The organism is Pseudarthrobacter phenanthrenivorans Sphe3 (assembly GCF_000189535.1).
In the GTDB taxonomy this organism is placed as follows: Bacteria; Actinomycetota; Actinomycetes; order Actinomycetales; family Micrococcaceae; genus Arthrobacter; species Arthrobacter phenanthrenivorans.
Genome location: NC_015145.1, coordinates 2,827,629 through 2,844,549, shown reverse-complemented (window position 1 = coordinate 2,844,549; position 16,921 = coordinate 2,827,629). Strand labels below are relative to the sequence as shown.

At 65.1% G+C, this 16,921-nt stretch carries 19 protein-coding genes; 9 read left to right on the top strand and 10 right to left on the bottom strand.

The genetic code is table 11. The features are described from left to right. Nucleotides 1-38 precede the first annotated feature (38 nt). The 4 genes from ASPHE3_RS13145 to ASPHE3_RS13130 all read right to left on the bottom strand — a co-directional run bounded on the left by ASPHE3_RS13145 (nucleotide 39) and on the right by ASPHE3_RS13130 (nucleotide 3,327). Entirely contained in the window at nucleotides 39-878 is an 840-nt protein-coding gene (locus ASPHE3_RS13145) for an amino acid ABC transporter permease (protein WP_013601696.1), read from the bottom strand. Further along, nucleotides 875-1,525: an amino acid ABC transporter permease gene (locus ASPHE3_RS13140; RefSeq protein WP_013601695.1), complete on the bottom strand. Its 651-nt coding sequence runs from the start codon at nucleotides 1,523-1,525 to the stop codon at nucleotides 875-877. The genes ASPHE3_RS13145 and ASPHE3_RS13140 overlap by 4 nt, the downstream gene beginning before the upstream one ends. A gap of 85 nt (nucleotides 1,526-1,610) precedes the next feature. Beyond that, nucleotides 1,611-2,501 (bottom strand): glutamate ABC transporter substrate-binding protein, encoded by an 891-nt coding sequence (locus ASPHE3_RS13135; protein WP_013601694.1) that lies wholly within the window; start codon nucleotides 2,499-2,501, stop codon nucleotides 1,611-1,613. A 70-nt stretch (nucleotides 2,502-2,571) separates the two neighbouring features. Beyond that, nucleotides 2,572-3,327, bottom strand: coding sequence for an amino acid ABC transporter ATP-binding protein (locus tag ASPHE3_RS13130; RefSeq protein ID WP_041652187.1), 756 nt, complete (start codon nucleotides 3,325-3,327; stop codon nucleotides 2,572-2,574). A gap of 104 nt (nucleotides 3,328-3,431) precedes the next feature. Between ASPHE3_RS13130 and ASPHE3_RS13125 the strand changes: the two genes are divergently transcribed. The 4 genes from ASPHE3_RS13125 to ASPHE3_RS21550 all read left to right on the top strand — a co-directional run bounded on the left by ASPHE3_RS13125 (nucleotide 3,432) and on the right by ASPHE3_RS21550 (nucleotide 6,318). After that, entirely contained in the window at nucleotides 3,432-4,214 is a 783-nt protein-coding gene (locus ASPHE3_RS13125) for an LOG family protein (RefSeq protein ID WP_013601692.1), read from the top strand. 70 nt (nucleotides 4,215-4,284) lie between these two features. Beyond that, nucleotides 4,285-4,665, top strand: a complete 381-nt coding sequence (locus ASPHE3_RS13120) for a DivIVA domain-containing protein (RefSeq protein WP_013601691.1) — start codon at nucleotides 4,285-4,287, stop codon at nucleotides 4,663-4,665. A gap of 26 nt (nucleotides 4,666-4,691) precedes the next feature. Then, the gene (locus tag ASPHE3_RS13115; protein ID WP_041652941.1) at nucleotides 4,692-5,918 is read left to right on the top strand and encodes a hypothetical protein; all 1,227 of its coding nucleotides are present in this window, start codon (nucleotides 4,692-4,694) and stop codon (nucleotides 5,916-5,918) included. A 232-nt stretch (nucleotides 5,919-6,150) separates the two neighbouring features. Further along, nucleotides 6,151-6,318 (top strand): DUF3117 domain-containing protein, encoded by a 168-nt coding sequence (locus ASPHE3_RS21550; RefSeq protein WP_009357720.1) that lies wholly within the window; start codon nucleotides 6,151-6,153, stop codon nucleotides 6,316-6,318. Between the two features lie 56 nt (nucleotides 6,319-6,374). On the opposite strand, the gene ASPHE3_RS13110 is transcribed toward ASPHE3_RS21550, so the two are convergent. After that, complete coding sequence (locus ASPHE3_RS13110) at nucleotides 6,375-7,007, bottom strand: O-methyltransferase (RefSeq protein WP_013601688.1); 633 nt, start codon at nucleotides 7,005-7,007, stop codon at nucleotides 6,375-6,377. 226 nt (nucleotides 7,008-7,233) lie between these two features. On the opposite strand from ASPHE3_RS13110, the gene sigE reads away from it, so the two are divergent. The 3 genes from sigE (at nucleotide 7,234) to ASPHE3_RS13095 (ending at nucleotide 9,190) form a co-directional block, all read left to right on the top strand. After that, entirely contained in the window at nucleotides 7,234-7,848 is a 615-nt protein-coding gene (sigE, locus tag ASPHE3_RS13105; RefSeq protein WP_013601687.1) for an RNA polymerase sigma factor SigE, read from the top strand. Between the two features lie 88 nt (nucleotides 7,849-7,936). After that, the gene (locus ASPHE3_RS13100) at nucleotides 7,937-8,716 is read left to right on the top strand and encodes a hypothetical protein (protein WP_013601686.1); all 780 of its coding nucleotides are present in this window, start codon (nucleotides 7,937-7,939) and stop codon (nucleotides 8,714-8,716) included. A gap of 69 nt (nucleotides 8,717-8,785) precedes the next feature. Beyond that, nucleotides 8,786-9,190 carry a Sec-independent protein translocase family protein gene (locus ASPHE3_RS13095; RefSeq protein ID WP_013601685.1) on the top strand — a complete coding sequence of 135 codons (405 nt, stop codon included), beginning with the start codon at nucleotides 8,786-8,788 and terminating at the stop codon, nucleotides 9,188-9,190. Between the two features lie 42 nt (nucleotides 9,191-9,232). Here ASPHE3_RS13095 and ASPHE3_RS13090 read toward each other — a convergent pair whose 3' ends face one another. From ASPHE3_RS13090 to ASPHE3_RS13080, 3 genes are read right to left on the bottom strand one after another with little or no spacing between them, the layout of a single operon-like run. After that, a complete protein-coding gene (locus tag ASPHE3_RS13090; RefSeq protein ID WP_013601684.1) occupies nucleotides 9,233-10,375 on the bottom strand; it encodes an Mrp/NBP35 family ATP-binding protein in 1,143 nt (380 codons plus the stop codon). Continuing rightward, complete coding sequence (locus ASPHE3_RS13085) at nucleotides 10,375-11,025, bottom strand: DUF1003 domain-containing protein (protein ID WP_013601683.1); 651 nt, start codon at nucleotides 11,023-11,025, stop codon at nucleotides 10,375-10,377. Before ASPHE3_RS13085 ends, ASPHE3_RS13090 begins: the two co-directional genes overlap by 1 nt. Nucleotides 11,026-11,056: 31 nt before the next feature. Continuing rightward, a complete protein-coding gene (locus ASPHE3_RS13080) occupies nucleotides 11,057-12,340 on the bottom strand; it encodes a magnesium transporter MgtE N-terminal domain-containing protein (RefSeq protein WP_013601682.1) in 1,284 nt (427 codons plus the stop codon). A 77-nt stretch (nucleotides 12,341-12,417) separates the two neighbouring features. Between ASPHE3_RS13080 and ASPHE3_RS13075 the strand changes: the two genes are divergently transcribed. Continuing rightward, nucleotides 12,418-13,347 (top strand): general stress protein, encoded by a 930-nt coding sequence (locus ASPHE3_RS13075; RefSeq protein WP_013601681.1) that lies wholly within the window; start codon nucleotides 12,418-12,420, stop codon nucleotides 13,345-13,347. Nucleotides 13,348-13,462: 115 nt separating this feature from the next. On the opposite strand, the gene ASPHE3_RS13070 is transcribed toward ASPHE3_RS13075, so the two are convergent. Further along, a complete protein-coding gene (locus ASPHE3_RS13070; protein ID WP_013601680.1) occupies nucleotides 13,463-15,049 on the bottom strand; it encodes an aminopeptidase P family protein in 1,587 nt (528 codons plus the stop codon). An 81-nt stretch (nucleotides 15,050-15,130) separates the two neighbouring features. Here ASPHE3_RS13070 and ASPHE3_RS13065 point away from each other — a divergent pair, with 81 nt between their 5' ends. After that, a complete protein-coding gene (locus tag ASPHE3_RS13065) occupies nucleotides 15,131-15,979 on the top strand; it encodes a PHP domain-containing protein (RefSeq protein ID WP_013601679.1) in 849 nt (282 codons plus the stop codon). Between the two features lie 61 nt (nucleotides 15,980-16,040). On the opposite strand, the gene ASPHE3_RS13060 is transcribed toward ASPHE3_RS13065, so the two are convergent. Next, nucleotides 16,041-16,913, bottom strand: a complete 873-nt coding sequence (locus ASPHE3_RS13060; protein ID WP_013601678.1) for a DNA-methyltransferase — start codon at nucleotides 16,911-16,913, stop codon at nucleotides 16,041-16,043. Nucleotides 16,914-16,921: the final 8 nt, after the last annotated feature.

Sequence of the window (16,921 nt, the reverse complement as noted above, 5' to 3'; positions counted from 1 at the left end):
GTCCGGGCCATCCTCTTCATCACATAACCTGCAGGGGGTTAGGGAACCGGGGCATTGGCCTTTTCCGGTTCAGCCTTGGCCACACCGCCGGCAGCCTTCCTGGATCCGCGGCGCTCAATCCACACAGCGATCCTTGAAACGAGGATGTTGATGGCAATGTAGATCGCGGCCGCCACGAAGAAGATGGGGAACAGGAACTGGGTACCCAGGAAGTCGGCCATGACCTGTACGGCACGCAGCAGCTCGCCGTACGCCACGATGTAACCGAGCGAGGTGTCCTTCAGGAGCACCACCATCTGCGCCACCAGGGACGGCATCATGCGCCGGATCGCCTGCGGCAGCTCGATCAGCATCCGGGACTTGAAGCTGGTCAGGCCGATCGCCAGCCCGGCTTCCCGCTGCCCCTTGGGCAGCGACTGGATACCGGCCCGGATAATCTCTGCGAACACTGCTGAGTTGTAGAGCACCAGGCCTGTGACTACGGCAACAAAGGGTGACGTGCCGAAACCCAGCAGGACGAACAGCATCATCAGGACCACGGGCATGCCGCGGAGGAACTCCAGCACCACACGGGTGGGAATGCGGATGAAGGCAGCGTCAGAGATGCGCAGCAGGCAGAGCAGCAGTCCCAGCGGGAAGGCAATGACGGCTGCGATGGCTGCGGCACTCAGGGTTGCCCCCAGGCCGTTGCCCAGGAGCGTCCAGACATCCGCACGGGTGAAGATCTGCCAGCGGCGGCCTTCGAAGATGCCCTGCTGGCCCAGGGTCATGATGATCCAGGCCAGCAGGCCCAGGATCAGGAGGGACCCAACTATCGAGCCGATCAGGGATATCCGCCGTGCCTTGGGGCCGGGGACGTCGTAAAGGACTGAACTCATCGGGCAATCGCCACCTTTCGTTCCACCGTGCTGGCAAGGATGCCCAGCGGAACGGTGAGGAGCAGATAGAAGAATGCGGTGCCCAGCAGCACGGCGATGACGGCGTCACCGTTGGCATTCGCGAGCTGGCGGCCGTAGCCGAACAGTTCGAGGACGAAGAAGGCGCCGGCCACAGAAGAATTCTTGACCAGGGCGATCAGGATGTTGATCAGCGGCGGGACCACCGTCCGGAGGGCCTGCGGCAGGATGATCAGGTTCAGGACCTGCCCGAAGTTCATGCCGATGCTCCGGGCGGCCTCGGCCTGGCCCACTGGGACGCTGTTGACACCTGAGCGGACAGCTTCGGCGATGAACGCTGCGGTGTAGGTGCTGAGGGCAATGATGGCGGCCACTTCGAACTGCTCGAATTTCACTCCGAGCCGGGGAAGGACGATGGCCGCGAAGAAGAACGCGATGGTCAGGGGGGTGTTCCGGAGCACCTCTACATAGACCATGCTGAAGCCGCGGAGCGCTGCCACCGGGGAGACCCTTGCGGCCGCGAGCAGGGTTCCGAGTACCAGCGCGATGACGCCGGAAACGGCGGACAGGAAAAGGGTACGGAGAAAACCTTCCCAATACAGAGGGAGGTTTTCAAGGATGACGTCCATAGGATCCTTCGGCTTTGGGCGTGGACGGGATCGGAGACGGTGGTTGCCGGGACCGCTGGGCGGCCCCGGCAACCACTGCAGTTACTTAGTAACGGTCGATCTCGGGCAGCTTGGGTGCAGTCTTGATGACTGAGCCTGCAGTCGCTTCCCAGGCCTTTTCGTAGGACCCGTTCTCCTCGAACTTTTCCAGCTGGTCGTTGATCCAGTTGCGGAACTCCGTGTCACCCTTCTTCAGGCCGATGCCGTAGGGCTCCTTGGTGAACGTCTCGTCGGAGGCCAGCTTGAAGGCATCCGGTTCCTTGTCAACGAAACCGGCAAGGATCACGTTGTCAGTGGTTACTGCCTCAACCTGCTTGTTGCGCAGCGGTTCCAGGCAGGCAGAGTAGGTTGCAGCCGGGACCAGTTCGGCGCCGTACTTGTCCACGATGGTGGCAGCAGGAGTAGAGCCGGTGACGGAGCAGACCTTCTTGCCCTTGACGTCCTCAGGCTTCTTGATGGTGTCGTTGTCCTTGTTCACCATGAGAGCCTGGCCGGCTTCGTAGTAAGGACCGGCGAAATCGACGACCTGCTTGCGCTTGTCATTGATGGTGTAGGTGGCGATCACCAGGTCAACCTTGCCCTGCTCAATGAAGGGCTCGCGGTTGGCCGAAACAGTCTCGGACCATTCGATCTTGTCAGCAGGAATGCCCAGTTCAGCAGCAATGAGCTTGCCGATCTCGACGTCGAAGCCGACAGGCTTACCGTCCAGGCCCACCTGGCCGAACAAGGGCTGGTCGAACTTGGTGCCGATCTTGATGGAGCCGGCCGAGGAGAGCTTCTCCATGGTGGTGCCGGCAGCGAAGGTGGGCTTCTCCGCAACGGTCGGGTCGCTGCCGCCGCCGGTGCCGGCGTCGCCACCGCAGGCGCTCAGGGACAGGGCGAGGGCAGCTGTAGCCGCCACGAAGAATGACTTCCGCCGGGTCATAAATGCCTTCATGACATTCCTTTCATTGATGGCCGTGGGTCACGGCCTGGATGCGAACTGGGAGTGTTTGTTCGAGGGTGAATCAGTGGGTGAGGAGCTTGGAAAGGAAATCCTTGGCCCGGTCGCTCTTCGGGTTGGTAAAGAACTCCTCCGGGGTGGCATCTTCGACAATCTGGCCGTCAGCCATGAAAACGACCCGGTCGGCGGCCTTGCGGGCGAAGCCCATTTCGTGCGTGACCACAATCATGGTCATGCCTTCCTTGGCCAGCTGGATCATCACGTCCAGGACCTCATTGATCATTTCGGGGTCCAGTGCGGATGTGGGCTCATCAAACAGCATGACCTTCGGCTTCATCGCCAAAGCCCGTGCAATGGCCACGCGCTGCTGCTGTCCGCCCGAGAGCTGCGCCGGGAGTTTGGGGGCCTGGTGGCCCACACCGACGCGCTCCAGCAGGGCCATGGCGTCCTTTTCCGCGGTGGCCTTCGCAACGCCCTTGACCTTGATGGGGCCAAGGGTCACGTTTTCCAGGATGGTCTTGTGCGCGAAGAGGTTGAAGGACTGGAAGACCATTCCGACATCGGCACGGAGCTGGGCGAGTTCCTTGCCTTCTTCCGGGAGCACCTTCCCGTCGATGCTGATTGTTCCGCCCTCGATGGTCTCCAGGCGGTTGATGGCGCGGCAGAGGGTGGACTTACCGGAACCAGAGGGTCCGATGACCACAACAACCTCGCCCTTGCGGACCTGCAGGTTGATGTCCTTCAAAACATGCAGTTGGCCGTAATGCTTATTTACGCCGTTCAGGGAGACAAGGGAATCTCCGGGCACATGAGTAGTCATAAGAAAGAATCTAGCGAACAACAGCTGGTTATGATGCGAATCACCCCAACTTCCTGCGGATCGTGATTCAAGAGATACCTCCTGCGGGAGGTTAGCCTTGGGGAATGAGCATCAACGCAGATCCGGCCAGAAATTCCCAGCCGCGCCGTAAGGGGCCCCTTGAACTCCGCCGCAAACAGGCGGCAGTGGAAATGTCTGACCAGCATCTGCTCGACACCAAGGGCCCGGGACAGTTCGTCCACACCGATCCATGGCGTGTCCTGCGGATCCAGAGCGAGTTCGTGGAAGGTTTCGGCGCCCTGGCGGACATCGGCAAAGCCGTAAGCGTCTTCGGTTCGGCCCGCACCAAGCCCGGCAGCCCCTACTACGAAATGGGCGTGGAGGTGGGGCGGAAACTGGCTGAGGCCGGCGTCGCCGTCATCACCGGCGGCGGTCCCGGCTCCATGGAGGCAGCCAACCGCGGCACCGTTGAAGGCAACGGGGTGTCCGTTGGCCTGGGCATCGAACTGCCGTTTGAACAGGGTCTGAACCAGTGGGTGGACCTGGGCATCAACTTCCGGTACTTCTTTGCGCGCAAGACCATGTTCGTCAAGTACGCGCAGGGCTTCATCGTCCTTCCTGGCGGCCTTGGCACGCTCGACGAACTGTTCGAAGCCATGGTGCTGGTGCAGACGCGAAAGGTGACCTCGTTCCCCATCGTGCTCCTCGGCGTCGACTTCTGGGGGCCGATGATCGACTGGATCCGGGGAACGCTGGTGGCCGAGGGCATGGTCTCCGAGAAAGACCTGGACCTGATCCAGCTGGTGGACGATCCTGCGGAGGCCGTGGACCGGGTCCTCCACGTTGCCATTACCCCGTCCCTTAATGGAGAGCAGCGGCCCGAGTAGCAGGGGTGCCTGGTCCCCACCACGGCCCCCGCACGCCTGGCCTGCCCGTAGGGTCTGGCACGATGGAACCGTGAGCTTCTTTCTGGTTTTCCTGGCTGTGGTGCTGGTCGGGGCAGTGTTTTGGGCCGGCCTCGGATGGCGTGCGAGGCAGACGGATGCCCGGGCTTTGCCGCGGCTGCTCGACGGCGGTTTCGAGCAGCCGCCCGCCAACCTTCCCCCCGTCCTGCTGCCCGCCAGGGCCGCGCCGGAGGATGTGGACCGCGTGCGCTTCTCGCTGGGCCTGCGGGGCTACCGGATGGACCAGGTGGACCAGGTCCTTGATGACCTGCGGGACCAGCTGGCCGCCAAACAAAGGGAAATCGACGAACTTCGGGCGGCCTTGGCCGCGGCTCAAACCCCGGTTCAGGGCGGTCGTGGGGCGAGTACTGCGGCCGGCAAGGACGAGCTGTGAGCACAACGGCGCGCCGGCGGTCCGTCCTGGTGCCGCCCGTGCGGGAATGGGCCGTGCGGGCCCGGGATGCCGCCCGCGCCTGGCCATGGTGGGTGCAGGTAACAGCCCTGTACTTCGCGGCAAGACTGGTCAGTGCTTTCATTTTCATGGCCGCCGCCCTCCACCAGGGCCCCAATCCGTGGTTCCCGGCAAAGCCTGACTACTGGAACTTCATCAACATCTGGGACGCCCGCTGGTACGGCAGGATCATAACCAGCGGTTATCCCTCCGTCCTGCCCACCGATGCTGCCGGAAACGTGCAGGAGAACGCCTGGGCGTTCTACCCCTTGTTTCCGGCCCTGGCGGGAGGGCTCAGCGGAGTGACCGGCCTGCCGCCTGCCGCCGCCCTCACCTTGATTGCCATGCTTGCCGGCTGGGGAGCCGCGCTCCTGGTCTACCTCCTGTTCCGGCAGAAGGTCCCGCACGGGCCGGCGCTGTGGGGAGTCGCCTTCTTCGCCACCTTCCCGGTATCGGCCATCCTCCAGGTGCCGTACGCCGAATCCCTGTCCCTGCTGCTGCTCGCCGCTGCATTGCTGCTGGTGGTGCGCAGGCAGTACCTGTGGGCCATACCGGTGGTGGTGCTCCTGTGCCTTTCCCGTCCTGTGGGCGTCCCGTTCGCCGCCATGCTTGGTCTCATCCTCTTAAGTCGTCTCCGTGACCGGTTCGCAGGCAGGAAAGCCGTTGGAAGGCAACAGCACGGGAAGGGTGACCTCGCGGGACTCACTGCGCTGACCGCCGTCGGGGGAGCCATGGCCCTTGCCTGGCCGGCAGCGGCATGGGCGGCCACCGGCGACATCCAGGCGTACACCAAGACGGAGACCGTGTGGCGGGGCCAGGACCTGGTGCCGTTCAAGCCCTGGTTCGACACCGGCGTCGAGCTCTTTGGCCCGGTGCTGGGCCTGCTGGCGCCGTTTGTTTTCGTGGCCGCGTTCGGTGCCGCGCTCTTCCTGGCGCCTGTCAGGCAGCTCGGCGCAGAACTCCGCCTCTGGTGCGCCTGCTACATGGGCTACCTCGTGGTGTTCCTGCACCCCCAGACCAGCACGTTCCGGATGCTGCTGCCACTGTTTCCCCTGGCACTGGGGGCGGTTTTGGTGTCGCGCTCCCGGGCCTACCGGTGGGCGGTGGTGGTGATGTTCCTGCTGCTGCAGATCGTATGGATCGTGTGGCTGTGGGCCTGGGCGCAGCTGCCCGGCGGCGGTGATTATCCCCCCTAGGTTTCTGGACTTCAGCGCAGGTCAGGCCGTAAATAGCACCACACCGCAAATGTCCATCGATTAGCTACGTACGGGTAATTCCCTGATAATAGTAAGTAAGCAAGGACAAAAAGCATTCAGAATACGCTCAGCCTTGGCGGTGTCCAACCCACCCCGCCATAGCGGCTTGATCGATGCGGACACAGCCCGCCCGGGCTGATCAGTCCTGGGACAAAATGGAGGGGAATTCCTCATGGCGGCTATGAAACCACGCACCGGCGACGGCCCAATGGAAGTCACCAAGGAGGGCCGCAGCCTGATCATGCGCGTCCCGCTCGAAGGCGGCGGGCGCCTGGTGGTCGAGCTGAACGCTGCCGAGGCAGCAAACCTCAAGGAATGCCTGGTCGGCGTTACCGAATAATCGTGCCGAACGGGGCCCGCAGCCAACAGCTGTGGGCCCCGCCTGTTTCTTGGGGCCTACTTCTTGACGGCTACCAGCAGGCCATCGCCCGTGGGAAGCATGGCCGAGGCCAGCCTCTCGTCGTCGCGGATCGCCTTGCCCACCTGGCGCAGGATCACGGTGGTGGCTTCACGGCCTGCCGGGTTGGCGACCTTGTCCTTGTCCAGTGCGTCGTTGATGACCAGCAGCCCCGCGGGTTTAAGAAGGCGGATTGCCTGTTCCACGTATCCCGGAAGTCCGGGCTTGTCCGCGTCGATGAACACCAGGTCGTAGGCGCGGTCGGTGAGCCGCGGCAGGACGTCGCCTGCCCGGCCGGAGATCGTCCGGGTGCGGTTGGCGGGGCTGCCGGCCTCCGAAAAAGCCTCGCGTGCGGCGCGGAGGTGTTCAACATCCACGTCAATGGTGGTCAGGACTGACTGGGGACCAAGTCCACGCAGCAGGCACACTCCGGAGACTCCGGCGCCGGTGCCGATCTCGACGGCGGTCTGTGCCTTCGATGATGCGGCCAGCACAGTGAGGACCGCTCCAACCCCCGGTCCGATAGGGGTTACGCCAAGTTCGAAGGAGCGCTCACGGGCGCGAAGCATGACTTCATCCTCAGCGGGCAGATCTTCTGCATAGGACCAGCTGGTGGACTTGTCGGCGCTCATGGTTTTCGCTTTCTGGGCGGCAGGGGGATGTCCCCTAAAGCCTACTGTGTCCGGTGGCAACAGCAGCGGAGGCAGGCAGTTGCGCCTACGGCTGAACTTTGGCGCAGTCAGGAAATTCCCAGACAAGTTTGAAATGATTATTATCCGCTCATCCGTAAGGTGACCGGCGCCGAATCAGAGATGTCAACAGTATCCGGGCGTTAGTATTCCACGAGGGGAGTGGACGATGTCATCATCAGTTGTGGCACCTGTCCCTGCAACAAACCATCCTGAAGCCGAGTGGGTCCGTCCCACCTGGGAAGAAGTGGTCACCAACCACTCCGCGAAGGTCTACCGGCTGGCCTACCGCCTGACCGGAAACAAGTTCGACGCCGAAGACCTCACCCAGGAGGTATTTGTCCGCGTCTTCCGCTCGCTGGAGAACTTCAAGCCCGGCACGCTGGACGGCTGGCTGCACCGGATCACCACGAACCTTTTCCTGGACCAGGCGCGGCGGAAGACCCGGATCAGGTTCGATGCCCTGGCTGAGGACGCCGAGTCGCGGCTGCCGGGACGGGAACCGGGGCCGGAGCAGAGCTTCGAACTGAACAACCTGGACGTTGACGTCCAGGCAGCGCTGGAGGAACTTCCGCCGGACTTCCGCGCCGCGGTTGTCCTGTGCGATCTTGAAGGCCTGTCCTATGACGAGGTTGCTGAGGCGCTCGGCGTGAAGCTGGGTACCGTCCGGTCACGGATCCACCGCGGACGGACCATGCTGCGGGAGAAGCTTGCCCACCGTGACCCCCGGCCGCAGCAGTCCCGCCGCAAACTGTCCATGCCGCGCATCGCCGGCATCCTTTGATCGGCGCATGAGGTCCCCGTTTCCATTCGGACGCAGGCATCAGCGCACCAGCAGCCATCTTCAGTCCTGCCATGAATGTTCTGCTGCCGTGCGGCGGGAACGCCAGTACCTGGAACGGCTCCGGGATGCCCCTGTTCCTCCTGCCAGCGATGACCTGACTGCCCGGCTGCTGGCCAGGACCCAGGAACTGGCGGCACAACAGCCGAGTGCTCCCCACCGTCAGCCCGCGCCCGGGAGGGTTGCGCGGGTCCTCGCCATGACGGCCGGGGGCAGCGTGGCAGCAGCCGGCGTGCTGGCCGCGGGTGCCTTTGCAGCAGCGGGCGACCCCCTGCCCGGGACCGGGAGTCCGGCCGCGCTCTCCCAGGTCTCTTCCCAAACGCCTGCCGATGGCAGGGCACTGGACGGAGAGCAGCTCGACCGCTTGCGCAGCGAGGGCTGGGCCTGTCCGGGACTCGAAGCCATGGGTTTCCGCCTGGAGTCGGCAAAGGCCACCATGCTCGCCGGCAGGCCGGCGGTTGAACTCAGGTTCACGGACGGCAACCATTACGCAACGGTGACCGAACAGCGTGTTCCGGAGCAGGATGGTGCCGGCCAGGTCGCTGCCGGCGGAAGCGGTGCGCTGCAGGTTCAGCGGTCCTCGCCATGGTCCGCGACATACCTGGCTCCCGGCCACTCCTTCACCTATGAATCCGACCTGCCTGCTGAGCAGGCCGATGATGCCGTGCCCATCCTGTACCACCTGGCGGCCCGGGCCGAGGAAGGCGTGGCGGCCGGAATCCCTCCTTCCTCCCGGGAAGCGGCCGGAGAATCAATCGGCAGCCGCCTGCAGCGCGGGGCCAACCGGATCGTGGCGTTTTTGACCCCCTAGAACAGGCAGTCTCACCGGCCTCCGGGCGGGAATCGTCACTCACAGCCCGGAGAGGGTAATCTTCCTAAAGTGTTTGGAATCAACGGCCCGGAGTTCTTTCTTCTGCTGATCATTGGTGTTCTGGTGATCGGCCCCCAGAGGCTGCCCGAATACACCCAGAAGCTGGCGAACCTGGTGAAGGAAGTCCGGCGCATGGCGTCCGGTGCCCGCGAGCAGATCAAGGAAGAAGTGGGCATCGACATCGACGATGTCGACTGGAAGAAGTACGATCCCCGCCAGTATGACCCGCGGCGCATCATCAAAGAGGCACTCCTGGACGACGACACCAAGCCCGTCAGCGCCGGTGCGCCGGCTGCCGTGGCCGCGGTCTCCGGAGCTGCAGCCGTGGCGGATACGGCGCCGAAACGGCCGGAGCGGGTTCTCCAGTCACTGCCGCCGGGCGAAGCGGCGCCCTTCGACACAGAGGCCACCTAGCCTCTCCGGCATCTGCAGCAGGTCTTCAGCCGGCGATGGTGCCTAGCGGGGCTGCAGCCCCAGTTTCATCCCGGCCAGCCCGCGTGGTTTTGCCGCCAGCCTGCCGGCAATGCCGGACAGCGCCGCAGCTGCGGGCGTGCCTGACTGGCCCAAAACTATGGGCATGCCGGTGTCCCCGCCCTCGCGCAGCTGGATATCGAGGGGAATCTGCCCCAGCAGCGGCACGTCAGAACCTACTGTGGCACTGAGCCTCTCGGCGAGTACCGCACCGCCGCCGCTGCCGAACAATTCCATCCTGCCGCCGTCGGGCATTTCCAGGTAGGACATGTTCTCGATGACGCCTGCCACTTTCTGTCCCGTCTGGGTGGCTATCGCTCCTGCCCGCTCGGCGACATCGGCGGCGGCTGCCTGCGGCGTGGTGACCACCAGGATCTCCGCCTTGGGCAGCAGCTGGGCCACGGAAATGGCGATGTCCCCGGTGCCCGGCGGCAGGTCCAGGAACAACGCGTCCAGGTCGCCGAAGTAGACGTCCGTGAGGAACTGCTCCAGGGCGCGGTGCAGCATGGGCCCGCGCCAGGCCACCGGCTGGTTGCCACTGACGAACATGCCGATGGAGATGACCTTCACGCCGTACGCAACCGGCGGCAGGATCATGTCATCCACGCGGGTGGGCGCCTGCGTGATGCCCATCAGCGCAGGCACCGAGAAGCCGTAGACGTCAGCGTCCACAATCCCCACCCGCAGCCCCTGTGCGGCAAGTGCGCAGGCAAGGTTCACGGTCACCGAAGACTTTCCCACGCCGCCCTTGCCGCTGGCCACCGCATATACCCTGGTCAGGGAGTCCGGCTCGTTGAACGGAATGCCGCGTTTGCCCCCGGCGCCGCGGAGCATCTCCTTGAGCGCATCGCGCTGTTCCTGGCTCATCACCTTCAGCTGAACATCGACTCCGGCCACGCCAGGAACTGCCAGCAGCGCCCTGGTGGCATCGCCGGTAATGGTGTCCCGCAAGGGGCAGCCGGCAATGGTCAGCAGGACAACCAGGCTGACCTTGCCGTCCCCGGAAACGCTGAGCGAATCCACCATGCCCAATTCGGTGATGGGCCGGCGGAGTTCGGGGTCAATGACGGTGGCCAGGGCAGCGGTGACTGCCTCGGCCAACGCAGGGTTGGCGGTGGGTTCACTCATTAACGGTCCTGGGTTGAATGGCCGGGCTTGACCCGGGGAATCTGCTGGGTGCGGGGGTTACGCTGCCGCTCACGCTGTTCCTTGAGCTTTTCCCTCACCTTGTCGCGCGGGGACTCGTGCTGGCCCGGCCCGTCCGGTTCGTGGGCGCGGAGCTCCTCCTGGGCTTCCAGCATGTCCTCAAGCAGCGAACGAAGCTCGGCACGGACGTAGTCACGCGTGGCAACTTCGCGCAGCGCAATCCGCAGGGACGCGAGTTCGCGCGTCAGGTACTCGGTGTCCGAGAGATTGCGCTCGGCCCGCTGGCGGTCCTGCTGGAGCGAGACCCGGTCACGGTCGTCCTGCCGGTTCTGGGCCAGCAGCAACAGCGGTGCGGCGTAGGAGGCCTGGAGTGACAGCATCAGGGTGAGGAGGGTGAACCCGAGGTCGCGGGAGTCGAACTGCCAGGCCAGCGGCGCCCACGTGTTCCAGGCCAGCCAGACGACCACGAAGACCGTCATATAGACCAGGAACTGCGGGGTGCCCATGAAGCGGGCGAAGCCCTCGGTGGCATGGCCGAAGGCGTCCGGATCGGGGGAGAGCTTGGGCAGGATCCGTTGGCGCCCGCTCAGGGGCGTGTCCAGGCTGCCTTTCGCCGCTGCCTTGGCGGGCATCCGCTGGTTGGGGTTCTTCGGAGCGCTGCTGTCAGCCAATACGGCCACCAAGCCTTCTTATCGGGGCTTCGCCATCGTGGGCGCGCCAATCATCCGGCAACAGATGATCCAAAACGTCATCAACAGTCACCGCCCCCACAAGCCGGCCGGCGTCGTTGACTACCGGAAGGGAGTTCAGGTTGTACGTGGCCAGGGTCCGTGCCACTTCGCTGATATGGGCCTGGTCCGAGAGCGGCTCCAGGTTCTTGTCCACCAGGTTTCCCAGCGGCTCATAGGGCGGGAACCGGAGGAGCTGCTGGATGTGCACCACGCCCAGGAACCGGCCGGTTGGCGTCTCCAGCGGAGGCCGGGCGATGAAGATCGACGAGGCCAGTGCCGGGGAAAGCTCTTCCCGCCGGACATGGGCCAGTGCTTCGGCCACGGTGGCTTCGGGCGGCAGGATGACCGGGACAGGTGTCATCAGGCCGCCGGCAGTGTCCTCGTCGTATTCCAGCAGGCGGCGGACGTCCTCGGCGCCCTCGGGTTCCATCAGCTGGAGCAGCTCTTCCGCCTGGGCGGAAGGCAACTCGCCAAGGAGGTCGGCGGCGTCGTCCGGATCCATCTCCTCCAGGACATCCGCGGCGCGCTGCACGTCCAGGGCGGAGAGGATCTCCACCTGGTCGTCCTCCGGAAGTTCCTGGAGGACGTCGGCCAGGCGCTCATCCTGCAGCTCGCTCGCCACCTCGAAACGCCGTTTGTCGCTCATCTCCTGGAGGGCCTCGGCGAAGTCCGCAGGCTTGAGGTCTTCGTGGTTCGCCACGAACTGGGTGGCAGCCTGCGGTTCGGTACGCGGACCCTGCAGGGCGTCGGCCCAGTCGATGATCAGGGTTTCGTTGCGGCGCAGCCGGCTCAGCGGCGACAATGAGTGGCCCCGCCGGACAAAGAGCTTGCTGACGAACCAGTCTCCGGAACGGGTCTGGTCCATGGCGATATCTTCAATGGTGGCGTCGCCGCTGCCGTCCCTGAGTGTGACGCGGCGGTCGAACATTTCCGCCACCACCAGCGTTTCGGCCCCGCGCTGTTCGAAGCGGCGAAGGTTCACCAGCCCGGTGCAGATGATCTGCGTCTGGTCGATGGAAGTAATGCGCGTCATCGGCACGAACACGCGCTTTTTCCCGGGAACTTCGACGACGATACCCACCACGTGCGGCGGCCCCTGGGTACCGCGGGACAGCACAACAACATCGCGCAGCCGGCCCAGCCGGTCGCCCAGCGGGTCGAAGACATCGAGCCCCAGGAGGCGGGCCACGAAGACGCGGGTAGGAGTTGTGCTCACTCCTACAGGCTACCGAGTCTGCTCTCTTTTAGCTGAATTTACAGGCGGCACACATCCTCATGGGCAAGAATGGGGGTATGGCAAACATATTTGGTGCTCCCAAGGCTGGCGGGCCCGGCGGGATGGACGAGGCCCGTGCCGTTCCCACCGGCGATACCGTGGGTTCCTACACCTCCTACCTGGATGCCCAGAAGGCCGTGGATTACCTTGCGGACCAGCAGTTCCCTGTCCACATGGTATCCATCGTGGGCAACGAGCTGAAGATGGTGGAGCGGGTAACCGGGCGCCTGAGCTACCCCAGGGTTGCCCTGTCCGGGGCACTGAGCGGCATGTGGTTCGGCCTCTTCGTGGGTGTCCTGCTGTCCTTCTTCGCGCCGTCACCGGGGTACTTTTCCATCCTGACCTCGGTGCTCATGGGCGCCGCGTTCTTCATGCTGTTCGGCATTGTCACCTACGCCATGCAACGGGGCAAGCGCGATTTCACCTCAACCAGCCAGGTTGTAGCCACCAGCTACGACGTGGTGGTGTCCCCTGAAGCCGCGCATGAAGCGCGCCGGCTGCTTCAGCAGCTGCCGATGACCCGCTCGGACGCGGCGGCCGGCGGCGGCCCCTATACGCAGCGGGACTACCACAACCAACAGAACCCGCCCTACCAGCAGCAGGGGCAGGGACCGGCGCGTCCGTCGGGCTGGAACGACCCCTACGGGCAGCAGTCCGCCGCCCAGGGCCAGCCCGGGCCCTCCCCCCAGGGCCAGGAAGCCGCCGCGGAACAGCAGAACGCGCCGGCTTCCCAGCCTGTGCGCACCGTCCGGTACCCGGACCTTCCGGACGGCCGGCCCCAGTACGGTGTCCGCCTGCCGCAGGGACCCGCCGCCGGCCCCGGCCCCACGCAGGACGGCCCAGGGCAGGACGGTCCAGTGCAGGGCGGCAGCCACGGCTCGCACGAACAGCCAGCCGGCGACCAGCAAAGCGGTGACCAGCAGCATCCGGGTGACGCGCGGCAGTAGCCGCAGCCGCGTTTGGCGCAGGCAGGAATCTGACGCCCGTAAGGATCCGACACAGACAGAAGCGGGGCCGCCGGAAGTAAACTCCGGCGGCCCCGCTTTTGCGTGCGTGGGCGAGTCAGTTCCTGGCGGCGCCGTTGGCCTCGCGGTAGATGCCGGCCATCCAGTCCTCCACGTCTGCCGCCTTGCGGGGCAGGGCGGCGCTCAGGTTAACCGGACCGTCGGACGTCATGAGGACATCGTCCTCGATCCTGACGCCGATCCCGCGGTATTCCTCGGGGATGGCAAGGTCCTCATTCTTGAAGTACAGGCCGGGTTCGATGGTGAACACCATTCCTTCGGTGAGGATGCCGTCCAGGTACAGCTCGCGCTTGGCCTGTGCGCAGTCGTGGACGTCGAGTCCCAGGTGGTGGCTGGTGCCGTGCGGCATCCACCGGCGGTGCTGTTGGCCCTCGGGGCTGATGGCTTCCTCCACGGTGACGGGGAGGAAGCCCCAGTCCGCAAGCCGTTCAGCCAGGACGGTGGTGGCGGCGGTGTGGATATCGCGGAACTTTGCCCCGGGCCGGGCGGCGGCGAAACCGGCGTCGGCAGCGTCCAGCACTGCCTCATACACCTTGCGCTGGATGTCGCTGAACACCCCGCTGGCCGGAATGGTGCGGGTAATGTCCGCTGTGTACAGGGAATCCGCCTCCACACCGGCGTCCAGCAGGAGGAGGTCGCCTGCGTGGATCTTGCCCGTGTTGCGGGTCCAGTGCAGCACGGTGGCGTTGTTGCCGGAGGCTGCGATGGTGTCGTAGCCCAGTTCGTTGCCCACTTCGCGGGCCCTGGCGAAGAAGGCGCCTTCCACCACGCGCTCCCCGCGGGCATGGGTGAGGGCGCGCGGCAGCGCCTTCACCACTTCCTCGAATCCTTCAACCGTGGCGGCCACGGCCAGCTTCATCTGCTCGATCTCCCAGCTGTCCTTGAGCAGGCGCAGTTCGGAGAGGGCTTCGCTCAGTTTCCCGTCGAGGGCGTCCAGGACTTCCATGTCCAGGTTCTCGGGATCCTTGGCGGTGTTGTAGCGGGCGGTGTCCACCAGCGCGTCGATGTTCTCGTCCACCTTGCGGACAAGCCGGATGGAGATGCCGCCGATCTCCGGTGCTCCAACGTCCTTGGTGATGGCTGTTTCCAGCTGGTCGATGTGCGCCGTCGCCAGGCCCAGGCGTGCCTCGAACTCGGCCAGGGTGGGGCGTGCCCCGATCCAGAATTCACCTGCCCGGGAGTCGGCGTAGAACTGCTCGGTATCCCGCCCGGCAAGCGGCCGGAAGTAGAGCGTGGCACGGTGGTGGCCGCCGTCGTCGCCCGTTCCTTCCCCAACAGGCTCAAGGATCAGGACGGCATCAGGTTCGTGGTCAAGGCCGAGGCCGGTCAGGTGGGCAAAGGCGGAGTGGGGGCGGAAGCGGTAGTCGCAGTCGTTGGAGCGCACCTTCAACGGGCCGGCCGGGATGACCAGGCGTTCGCCTTTGAACTTGCTGGAGATGGCCTTGCGGCGCCGCGCGGCATGTCCGGCCACGGCGTCCCGCGCAGGGAGTTCCTGGCTGGATGGCGCCCAGTTGCTGGCCATGAAAGCCTTGAACGCATCGGAACTGGGCCGCTGGGAGCGGTTGTTGACGCGCTCCTCCAGGGGCTGGGAAGCAGAATTTCGGGTGTTATCGGCATCGTTCACGGCACCATCGTCTCACCGGCACCGCGGCTACGCGAACAGCGGCATACGCAGGGTGAACAGAAGGTCAACTACTCTGGACAGGTGAGGATCGACCTGCATGCCCACTCCAATGTCTCCGACGGCACGGAAAAACCCGCTGACGTGATGGCTTCTGCCGCCCGCGCGGGTCTGGACGTGGTGGCGCTGACGGACCACGACTCCACTGCCGGGTGGGATGAGGCCGCCGCCGCAGCGCTTGAGCAGGGGATTGCCCTGGTGCCGGGAATGGAGGTGTCGTGCCGCACCGAGGAGGGCATCAGCGTGCACCTCCTGAGCTACCTCCACGATCCCAACCATGCGGGCCTCCTTGAGGAAATCACCAAGGCCAAGGATGCGCGGCAGACGCGCGCCGAGCGGATGGTCACCCTCCTGGCCGAGGACTACCCCCTCACGTGGGACGACGTCATCCACCACGTGGCTCCCGGCGCCACCCTGGGACGCCCGCACATCGCCGACGCCCTGGTGGCAGCCGGCGTAGTGGAGGACCGCTCCGAAGCCTTTGCCTCCATCCTCACCTCCCGGTCGCGCTATTTCATCCAGCACTACGCACCTGCCCCGGCAGCCGCCGTCGCACTGGTCCGTGCCGCCGGCGGCGTCCCGGTCTTCGCGCACCCCGTCGCGTCGTCACGGGGACGGATCGTGGGGGAGCGCGTCTACCAGGAGATGATCGACGCCGGCCTGGCCGGCCTGGAGATCGACCACCGGGACAACCCCGAGGAGGGGCGGGAGTTCCTTCGCCGGCTGGCGGCGAAGCACGACCTTCTGGTCACCGGGTCCTCGGACTACCACGGCACCGGCAAAGTCAACCTGCTCGGCGAGAACCTCACAGCGCCGGAGGTGCTGGCGAGGATCGAGGACATGGGGACCGGGACCGCCGTCGTCCGCCCCTGAACACGGCAAGTAGGTAGCGCCAAGTGTCGTTCTGGAAGCTCAAAACGACACTTAGCGCTACCTAGTTGGGTGGGTAAGCGATGAACTCGGCGTGCGCGCCCAGGCGCTTGGCCATGACGTCGATCGCCGGCTGGTTCTGGTCCACGCACACGAACTTCCGGTCCATCCTGGCGGCCACGGCACCGAGCGTGCCGGAACCGGCGAAGAAGTCCAGGCACCAGTCACCGGGCCGGCTTGAGGCTGCCACCACCCGCCGCACCAGGCCCTCGGGCTTCTGCGTGGGGTAGCCGGTCTTTTCCTTGCCCGTCGGGGAGACGATGGTGTGCCACCAGACATCCGTGGGCAGCTTGCCCAGCTCGCGTTTCTCGGGCGTGACCAGGCCCGGCGCCATGTAGGGCTCGCGGTCCACCTCGGCGCTGTCGAAGTGGTACTTCGCCGGGTTCTTGACATACACCAGGATGTTGTCGTGCTTGGTGGGCCAGCGGTTCTTGGCCCGGGCACCGTAGTCGTAAGCCCAGATAATCTCGTTCAGGAAGCACTCGCGCCCGAAGATGGCGTCCAGCATCACTTTGGCATAGTGCACTTCGCGGTAGTCGAGGTGCAGATACAGCGTGCCGTCGTCCGCGAGCAGCCGCCAGGCCTCAACGAGCCGCGGTTCCAGGAAGGACCAGTAATCGCTGAAGGCATCGTCATAGCGGTGCAGGGCACCTTTGATGGTGTCGTAGGAGCGGCCCTTGAAGCCCACCCGGTCTCCGGTGCCGTCCGCATTAACCACCATGGTGGTCTGCTGGCGCGTCTGGGTCCGGCCCGTATTGAACGGCGGATCCACGTAAATCAGTGTGAAGGCGCCGTCCGGCAGCGAGGGGAGGAAGTCCGCGTTGTCCGCATGGACCACCAGGCTGCTGCCGTCCGGCGCCCAGACAGTGTCAGTCATGAAGGGCG